Source organism: Crystallibacter degradans, assembly GCF_012952295.1.
GTDB lineage: Bacteria > Actinomycetota > Actinomycetes > Actinomycetales > Micrococcaceae > Crystallibacter > Crystallibacter degradans.
In genome coordinates, this window is sequence record NZ_JABBCH010000004.1 from 347,830 (window position 1) to 356,604 (window position 8,775).

Sequence of the window (8,775 nt, forward strand, 5' to 3'; positions counted from 1 at the left end):
GCGTGCTGGATCTGGCGCTGTCTCCGTCCTGCCAGCATTCATGCCAGAGGTCAAGCTGACGCGATGGGTAGTTCTCCCCATCGCGGTTTTATCTGCCAATGCATAGGCTAGGGGAGGAAGCCGGGCTTGGGAAGAAGCCCGCTTCGTCTGATCCCGGGTCTTTGAACGAGAGGCCTGAGACGGAAAAACCGGCGCTGCACAGCCCCCCAACCTCTGCAGCCCCGGTTCTTCTGTTTAGCGACATGATTGTCTTGTGCTCTGGCTGGCGGGTGCCGGCCTAGTCATCCCCGTTTCCGCCGCTGCCAATGCCGCTGTAGACCAGAGGTCTGGCACTTTTCAGATACAGCCCCCAAAGCACTCCGAGTACGCCGGGAACCAGCGCGACCGCGGGCAGGATCCATGAAAGCGGCGACGTTCCCTCGGTGCCTATGAGTACGTCGAAGTTGACGACGATCATGATGAATACGGCGCCCAGGAGCGCGGCCGCGAGTGCCGGAGCCACGATACGCGTCCAGGCTGAATATCCTTCACCGTGCCTGCGGAAGTATCCGATGACGGCCAGCGAAATCAGGACGAGCAGCAGGACAAGACCGAATGCTCCAGTGTTCGTCAGCCATGTAAAGAAGGTCAGGACAGGATACAGCGGGCCGAGCTCGGACCCGATGCCAGCGACGGCGAAAATGAACAGCATCACCAGGGCAAGCATGGATTGGACGAGCGAGCCAGCAACAGGAGCGTGGCTTCGCGGACTGACGTAACCCAGCCGCCTCGGAATGACTCCTTCCCGTCCCAGCGAGAAGACATAGCGCGCTACGGCGTTGTGAAAGGCAATGAGCGCGGCCAGAAGACTCGTGATGAACAGGACCTGCGTGATGTCTGCAGCGACAGTACCCGCATGCGCACTCAGAAAGACGAAGAGCAGGTCGGGGCCGAATTCCTGAGACTGGGCGACAACCTGGCTTGGCCCTGTCGCGATGGTTGTTGCCCAGGCCGAGAATGCGTAGAAGAGTGAAATAACGGCAATGGCGATGAACGTAGCCCGCCCGATCGAACGTTTGGGATCCTTGGCCTCCTCACTGTAGATGGCGGCGGACTCGAAGCCCATGAATCCGGCAATGCTGAACGCCAGCGCCGCCCCCACTCCTGCAGTGAACAGGTTCGACGGGGCCAGGCCCGCTGCCGAGATACCCTCCGGCTGCACGGCCAAAGCGACAATGTCGAACACAATGACAGCGAGGAATTCCAAGCCCACCAGAACGGCGATCACTTTGACCGACAGATCCACCTTGTTGATGCCGAGCCACCCGACTATCAAAAATCCGACGGCGGCGGTCAGCCACCATGGAACTTCGGCGCCGATCTTGCTGCCGATGAACGAGGCGGACGCGAAGCCGAAGAGGCCGTAAATGCCGATCTGCATGGCGTTGTAAGCGACCAGCGCCACCCACGCCGCGCCGACTCCGGCCGCCCGTCCCAACCCCTGGGAAATGTATGCGTAGAAGGCCCCGGCATTGCGGATATGGGCGCTCATTGCCGAGTAGCCCACCGCAAAGACTGCCAGGCAGACTCCAAGGACCAGAAAGGACGCCGGAATTCCCACCACACCGGTAACGGCGAAGTTGCTGGGTGTGCCGCCGGCGATAACAGTCAGCGGCGCCGACGCGGCAATGATCATGAAAACAAGGGCAGGGACGCCCAGAGTCCGGCGGCTTAAGCCTTGAATCTCTGTGCTGGGTGGAGCTTGCAGTGCTCGTTGCTGTGCCATTAAAACCTCCAACGGGAGAATAAAAGATGTCTCGATTGTGGCATCAATCACTCGGTGAGGGGTTGTCGTCGCGGGCACCGGTGTTGACTAAGCGTGCACAGCTTGCGATGCGGTACTGAATGCGGTGGGATAGGCGGGCTCTAGCTGATGCTGGGGCCGTGGTGGCCGGATGCCCGTTGTTCAGCCCAGACGGTAGGCGCTGGGCGTTTGTCCGTAGGCACTGCGGAAGATGCGGCTGAAGTGCGCCGCATCGACAAAGCCCCACCGGTTGGCAATGGTTCCGACGGGCCGCTCAGCAAGAATAGGATCGCGCAGATCCCGTCGGCAGTGTTCCAGTCTGCGCGCCCTGATCCAGGTGGCGACAGTGGCCTCGGCATTGTGGAAGATGTTGTGCAATTGGCGGGTGGAAATGTAATGGGCAGCCGCGATGTTCGCCGGAGCGAGGCCCGGATCGCCGAGGTTGGCTTCGATGTACTGCCGGATCCGGACCAGCAGCTCGCTATGGTGTCCTTCCTCGGTGCTTCGTCTGGTGCTGAGTTCGTTGTCGAACATAGTGGCGATCAGGTCGACGGCGTTGTGCGCCAGCCGATGGCCGCTCGGCCCGGTGAGCACTTCCAAGTTTTCCGCCAGGTGCATCATGAATGGACTGATCATGCGGCCCAGACCTTGGTCTCCGGCCATCCGCACAGCGGTCAGCTGACCCACCTCGTCGGGGGAGAGGTCCAGGACGTCATGGGGAAACATGACCACCAGTGTCCGGAAGGCCTCCTCAAACGCCAGGGTGTAAGGCCGGTGGGTGTCGTACACCGCAATGTCGCCCGGACGCAGCGCGGCTTCCCGGTTGTCTTGGATGAGGATGCCGTGGCCGGAAAGCTGCAGGTTCAATTTGAAGAACAGCCGGTCGGACCGTTCGATCAGAGCCGGAGTGCGCAGTACCTGATGGCCTTTTGCGGTCACCTCCACGATGGAAAGTTCGTCCAGCACCCGCGAACGTAGCACGCCACTGAAATCTTGGCGTTTGTCCGAGCGGACTTCCAGGGGCACGAAGGATTCGGAGACAAGGTGGTGCCACTGACTGAAGTTATCGGCGACGGCCGTCTGCACGTCACCGGATTGCTTTCCGCGCCTACCGCGGACTGTGGCTGCTGGCACGACGTCCCCCTTACTCCTGCCCGCCCTTTACTGCGGGGTGTGCGGTTAAGCACACTCCGTCCAATCTAGCGGTTTTTATCGGTCGCCGCCATGTTTTTTCGACAGCGGGCGAAAAAACGGACGGTCACGGACGAGTTGCCAGCAGCTCCAGGTAGCCATCCAGTTGGGCCGCCAGTTGGGCCGGGGAGTAGTGGTCCGGATCCAGCACCGCAGTAATCTGGGCGCCCAACACCATATTCATGACGTGCCCGGCGATTGCCTCATCGCTGACTGCGGTTGAAACCTCGCCTTCGGAGCGCGCCTGCTGCAATTGCTCGACCAGACTTGTCCGCCACTGTTCCATTGAGGAATCGTGAAGCTCCGCCTTGGACTGGTCTGTCAGCGCTTTTTGCCAAAATGGAATCACGATGCGGGCCTCGTTGAGCCGGTCTTCGTCCAGCGGAAGAATTTCCTTACAGTACGCGCGAAGCGCGGCCAAGCCGGTCTTGCCCGTGGTGGCAGCGGCCATGCGCCGGTTGGTCTGATTGAAGACGTGCTCGAACGCAAACCCGAGCAAATCGTCTTTCGTGGGGAAGTAGGGCTTGAGTGCACCATTGGCAAAGCCTGCTTCGGCTGCGATCTCGCGCATGGTGGCGGCATCCATGCCAAGGCGGGCGATGATTCGCCAGGTGGCGCTCACCAGTTCCAACCTGCGTTGGTCGTGGTCGACGATCTTCGGCACTTCTTGCTCCCTCGGAAAATTTTGGGTCTCACCCCTTGTGATGCATCTTACTGGCCGTTATTCTCTACAGACATAGAAAAACAAGTTCGTAACCGAGGCCCTCATCAAGGGCATCGGTACGGCCAGGAAATTCCGATTTGAAAGGGTAGCCATGACCACCACAGCGGGAGTCACCAACACTGCCTATGCTTTGGCTACGGCCGATGAAATCATCCGGGTCCGCGAAATCCTTGCCGACGACGGTCTGGTAGGCGACGCGACGAGATTCGCCTACCTCGGACTGGCTGATCCTCCACGCCGGCCCCAGAGCGCAGAGGACCGGCGCTTCCGCGCCTTTCTCCATGATGTCTCGGGTGCCGCGCCCCGGGATGTCACTGTCTCGGTCACTGAGAACAGGGTGCTCTCCGTGGCAGAGCTGGATACTTCGCTCACCGGTGAACTGCCCGTGCTGGAGGAAGAATTCGAAGTTGTTGAGCAGATTCTTGCCCAGGACGCACGCTGGCTGAAAGCACTCGCGGAGCGGGGGCTCGACGTCGACAAGGTACGGGTGGCTCCGCTATCCGCGGGGGTGTTCGAGTACCCGGAGGAGAAGGGCCGCCGGATCCTTCGTGGTCTGGCCTTCTACCAGGAGTTCCCGGAGGACAGTGCCTGGGCCCACCCGATCGATGGTCTGGTGGCCTACGTCGACGTAGTCGATAAGAGTGTGGACCAGGTGCTGGATTTCGGCGCGGTGCCGGTCCCCGCCGAGCACGGCAACTACACGGACCCGGACCTGACCGGAGAACTGCGCACCACCCAGAAGCCGATCGAGATTACCCAGCCGGAGGGGCCGAGCTTCACCGTGACCGGCGGCAACCACATCGATTGGGAAAAATGGAGCTTCGATGTCGGTTTCGATGCCCGCGAAGGCGTGGTGCTGCACAACATCGCGTTCCAGGACGGCGAACGCCGCCGCTCCATCATCAAGCGTGCTTCCATCGCAGAGATGGTTGTTCCCTACGGCGATCCGTCACCGGTGCGCTCCTGGCAGAACTATTTCGATACAGGGGAATACCAGGTGGGCCAGTACGCCAACTCGTTGGAACTGGGCTGCGACTGCCTGGGCGACATCACCTACCTCTCGCCGGTCATTGCCGACGGCTTCGGCAATCCACGCGAAATCCGCAACGGCATCTGCATGCATGAAGAGGACTCAGGCATTCTCGCCAAGCACTCCGACCTGTGGACGGGTATCAACTACACCCGCCGCAACCGCCGCATGGTCGTCTCCTTCTTCACCACCATCGGCAACTACGACTACGGCTTCTACTGGTACCTGTACCTGGACGGAACCATCGAGTTCGAGGCCAAGGCCACCGGTATCGTGTTCACCAGTGCGTACCCAGGCAAGGGGTACGAGTACGCGTCCGAGATAGCGCCAGGACTCGGAGCGCCGTACCACCAGCATCTCTTCAGCGCCAGGCTGGACATGGCTCTGGACGGTTTTACCAATCGGGTGGAGGAAGAAGAAGCGGTAAGGGTGCCCACCGGCGAAGGCAACGAACGCGGCAATGCCTTCACCCGGCGTCGTACGCTGCTGGCCAGGGAGTCGGAGGCAGCCAGGGACACGAACATGGCGGCAGGGCGCACCTGGCACATTTCCAACCCGGAATCGCTGAACCGGCTCGGCGAGCCGGTGGCCTACAAGCTGTACCCGGAGGGACAGCCGACCTTGCTGGCTGATGCAGGTTCGTCGGTAGCCAGGCGCGCGGCTTTCGCTACGAAAGACCTTTGGGTCACGCGTCACGACGAGGCCGAGCGGTACCCGACCGGAGACTTCGTCAACCAGCATGCGGGCGGGGCAGGCTTGCCGGCATACATTGCCCAGGACCGGAATATCGACGGCGAGGACATCGTCGTGTGGCATACTTTCGGCCTGACGCACTACCCCCGGGTTGAGGACTGGCCGATCATGCCGGTCGATACGGCGGGCTTCAAGCTCCGCCCCGACGGTTTCTTCGACCGCAGCCCCGTCCTCGACGTGCCGCCGAGCAAGCCCGCCGGCGGACACTGCCACCGGTAGCAGCGGGCCATGATGCTGGGGCTGATGCAGCCGAAGGCTGTGGCTGGGGCCAGATGGCACGCCCGTCTTTGCTCCCTCGCCGCCTTCGTCGCGATCGCGGCCCATTTTTGGATGGCATGGGCGCACCGGGACAGTTGGTGGCAGGCCGGGGTGATGCTGGCGATGGCTGTTGCCTGCCTGCCGTGCGCCCTCGTCCTGTGGCGTACAGCCGGGGTGGAGCCGGCGAAGATGCTGATGCTCGCAGCGTTGGCAATGGCGGCGTTCCACGCCGTGCTCCTGCTGGTGCCGAACGGCGGGGTAGGCCACAGCCATCACGCCGGAGTAGCAGCTTTGGAGCCGGCCGCTACGGCAGCGGGCGCCGGAACGGGCGGAATGCTGGTGCTGATCAGCTGGGAAATCGTAACCGGGATGCTGGCGGCAACTTGGCTCCGGCGCCGAAGGGAAACGCTCAACTATAGCCGGGCCGAAGCTCCAATGGTAGACCGGTGCGGCGCCTCGCCGACATATCAGCCGAAGTTTTGACCCCGACAGGTGCGGGCGTATGAATGGAGGGTGACCGCACCGCTGAATCCGTCCCAGGATCCGGACTATGTTCCGGATCCTGGCCGTTGGCGCATTCTCGGGGTCCTGCTGGTCACCGTCTTCATGGCGCTGGTGGGCGTCAGCATTGTCAATGTCGTGCTGCCCTCCATCCAGGCGGGGCTGGGTGCCAGCCAATCCGATATCCAGTGGGTGCTCTCCGGATACGCGCTGACCTTCGGCATCGTGCTGGTGGCGGCCGGGCGCGCCGGCGATATCTTCGGCAGGGGCCCAATTTTCATAGCCGGATTGGTGATCTTTACCCTCTCGTCGATCGCCGCAGGCCTGGCCCCCGATGCTTTCACCCTGAACATTGCCCGGTTCATCCAGGGCATAGGCTCCGGCCTGCTCAACCCGCAGGCGATCGGAATGATCCAGCAGTACTTCCGGGACGGCGAGCGGGCCCGGGCTTTCGGCCTGATGGGCACGGTCATTGGTGTCTCGGTTGCCATCGGGCCCTTGTTGGGAGGCTTGCTGGTCCAGATTTTCGGCGTGGAGCACGGTTGGCGCTGGACGTTCCTGGTCAACGTTCCCGTGGGCATCCTGGCCCTGGTTCTGGCCTTCCTGTGGTTCCCGAAGCCCATGCTGAACGGCTCATCTCCGGCACGCGCCGCACCCGTGGAGGTAGCCGTCCCGGAGTCCACCCCGCTGGGCCGGTCATGGTTGCCGTTTACCAAAACACGGCCGGCCGGCCATCAACCGCGGGACCTGGACCCTGTCGGGGCGTTCCTGCTGGGCCTGGCCGTCCTCATTGTGCTGCTGCCCTTCGTCGAGTCTCGCGGCTCGGCGTGGACCTGGGCGATGCTGCCCGCCGGTCTGGCGGTCCTGGGCCTGTGGGTGTGGTGGGAGCACCGCTACAAACTGCGCGGCCGCAGTCCGATGGTGGATCTGCACTTGTTCCGCGGGGCAGGCTTCACCAATGGCACCATCATTTCCGGGCTCTACATGCTCGGCATGACGAGTGTCTGGGTTCTCGTTGCGCTCTACGTCCAGAACGGGCTGGGACGTACCGCGTTGGAGGCCGGTCTCATCAGTCTGCCCGCAGCCATCATGGCGGCAGTGGGGTCCCACTGGTCCGGCGGAAAGGTGATGGAGTACGGGCGGCGGGTAGTGATCTGGGGAATCCTGTGCGCCCTCTTCGGGCTAGGATCGAGCGTGCTGGTCATCCACTGGCAGACGGCGTTCGGTCTGAACTTTTGGTGGCTGCTGTTTACCCTGTCCTTCGTGGGCACGGCCCAGGGGCTGGTGATCAGCCCTAACCAGACGTTGACGCTTGCCGACGTTCCCCTGGATTACGCGGGCAGCGCCGGCGGAGTGCAGCAGACCGGACAGCGGATCGGAACTTCCGTGGGGATCGCGATGATGACGGCCATCGCCTTCGCCACCCTGGCCCAAACGGATTGGGAGACGGCCATCACCGCGGGCTTCGGCGCCATCGCCTGCGTGGTCCTGATAGCACTGGCCGTAGCGGTCAAGGACCACCGGCGCCGGCTGATCGAAGTAGCCGGCACCGCCTAGACGCTGGCACCGTAGAGAAGAACCACCGCACCGTGTCTTGAACGCCCGCCGGAATGCACAAGCAACTAACGCAATTTAACGCGCGACGGCGGGGTGCGGCTGTGTGCCGCACCCCGCCGTCGAGCTTTGCTACAGCTTTGCTACAGCTTTGTTACAGCTGGGCGCCGACCTTGAAGCCGCGCTCTTCGCCCGGTTCGCGGGTGTAGGAGAAGCCGTCGGCCCCGATGGTCACGGCCATTTCGGAAGCGTCGGTGCGCTGGATGACCTGCTGGGGGTTGCCGTCCAGGTCCAGGACCAGGGAGGCCTCGGTATACCAGGACGGGACTACCGCGTTGCCCCACCAGTCGCGGCGCTGGTTGTCGTGGACATCCCAGGTGACGGTGGGGTTGTCCGGGTCTCCGGTGTAGTAGTCCTGGGTGTAGATCTCGATGCGGTGGCCGTCCGGATCCAGGATGTACAGGTAGAACGCGTTGGAGACGCCGTGGCGGCCGGGGCCGCGTTCGATCCGGTCCGAGATGCGCAGGGCGCCCATCTTGTCGCAGATCTGGATGATGTTGTGCTTCTCGTGCGTGGCGAAGGCAACATGGTGCATGCGCGGACCGTCGCCGCCGGTGAGGGCCGTGTCGTGGACGGTCTGCTTGCGGTGCATCCAGGCCGCGTAGGTGACGCCGTTGGAATCCTTGATGTCTTCGGAGACGCGGAAGCCCAGGTCCTCCAGGTACTTGCGCCCGCGCGGGACGTCCGGGGTGACCTGGTTGAAGTGGTCCAGACGGACCAGTTCGCCGGCGCTGTAGAGGTCGTAGCGCTGCGTGAGGCGCTCGACGTGCTCCACGTCGTAGAAGAACTCGTAGGGGAAGCCCAGCGGGTCCTCCACGCGGACGGAGTCGCCGATGCCCTTGGAGAAGCCGTCCTTGCGGCGCTCGGTGCGGCACCCGAGTTCCTTGTAGTACGCCTCGGCGGCGTCCACTTCGGCCGGGG

7 protein-coding genes are annotated in these 8,775 nt (G+C 62.9%); 3 read left to right on the forward strand and 4 right to left on the reverse strand.

The window, feature by feature from the left end:
- Window positions 1-277: 277 nt before the first annotated feature.
- The 3 genes from HGO92_RS10220 to HGO92_RS10230 all read right to left on the reverse strand — a co-directional run bounded on the left by HGO92_RS10220 (window position 278) and on the right by HGO92_RS10230 (window position 3,638).
- Window positions 278-1,765, reverse strand: a complete 1,488-nt coding sequence (locus tag HGO92_RS10220) for an APC family permease (RefSeq protein WP_169994382.1) — start codon at window positions 1,763-1,765, stop codon at window positions 278-280.
- A 180-nt stretch (window positions 1,766-1,945) separates the two neighbouring features.
- Window positions 1,946-2,917: an AraC-like ligand-binding domain-containing protein gene (locus HGO92_RS10225; RefSeq protein ID WP_346768912.1), complete on the reverse strand. Its 972-nt coding sequence runs from the start codon at window positions 2,915-2,917 to the stop codon at window positions 1,946-1,948.
- Window positions 2,918-3,041: 124 nt separating this feature from the next.
- Window positions 3,042-3,638: a TetR family transcriptional regulator C-terminal domain-containing protein gene (locus HGO92_RS10230; protein ID WP_169994383.1), complete on the reverse strand. Its 597-nt coding sequence runs from the start codon at window positions 3,636-3,638 to the stop codon at window positions 3,042-3,044.
- Between the two features lie 151 nt (window positions 3,639-3,789).
- Between HGO92_RS10230 and HGO92_RS10235 the strand changes: the two genes are divergently transcribed.
- The 3 genes from HGO92_RS10235 to HGO92_RS10245 are packed head-to-tail and all read left to right on the forward strand — an operon-like array spanning window position 3,790 to window position 7,797.
- The gene (locus HGO92_RS10235) at window positions 3,790-5,700 is read left to right on the forward strand and encodes a primary-amine oxidase (RefSeq protein WP_169994385.1); all 1,911 of its coding nucleotides are present in this window, start codon (window positions 3,790-3,792) and stop codon (window positions 5,698-5,700) included.
- 9 nt (window positions 5,701-5,709) lie between these two features.
- A complete protein-coding gene (locus tag HGO92_RS10240; RefSeq protein WP_169994387.1) occupies window positions 5,710-6,222 on the forward strand; it encodes a hypothetical protein in 513 nt (170 codons plus the stop codon).
- Between the two features lie 30 nt (window positions 6,223-6,252).
- On the forward strand, window positions 6,253-7,797 hold the full coding sequence (locus HGO92_RS10245) for an MFS transporter (RefSeq protein ID WP_169994389.1): 1,545 nt from the start codon (window positions 6,253-6,255) through the stop codon (window positions 7,795-7,797).
- A 151-nt stretch (window positions 7,798-7,948) separates the two neighbouring features.
- Here the strand turns inward: HGO92_RS10245 and hpaD are convergent.
- A partial coding sequence (hpaD, locus tag HGO92_RS10250) for a 3,4-dihydroxyphenylacetate 2,3-dioxygenase (RefSeq protein ID WP_169994391.1) occupies window positions 7,949-8,775 on the reverse strand: 827 nt, incomplete at its 5' end.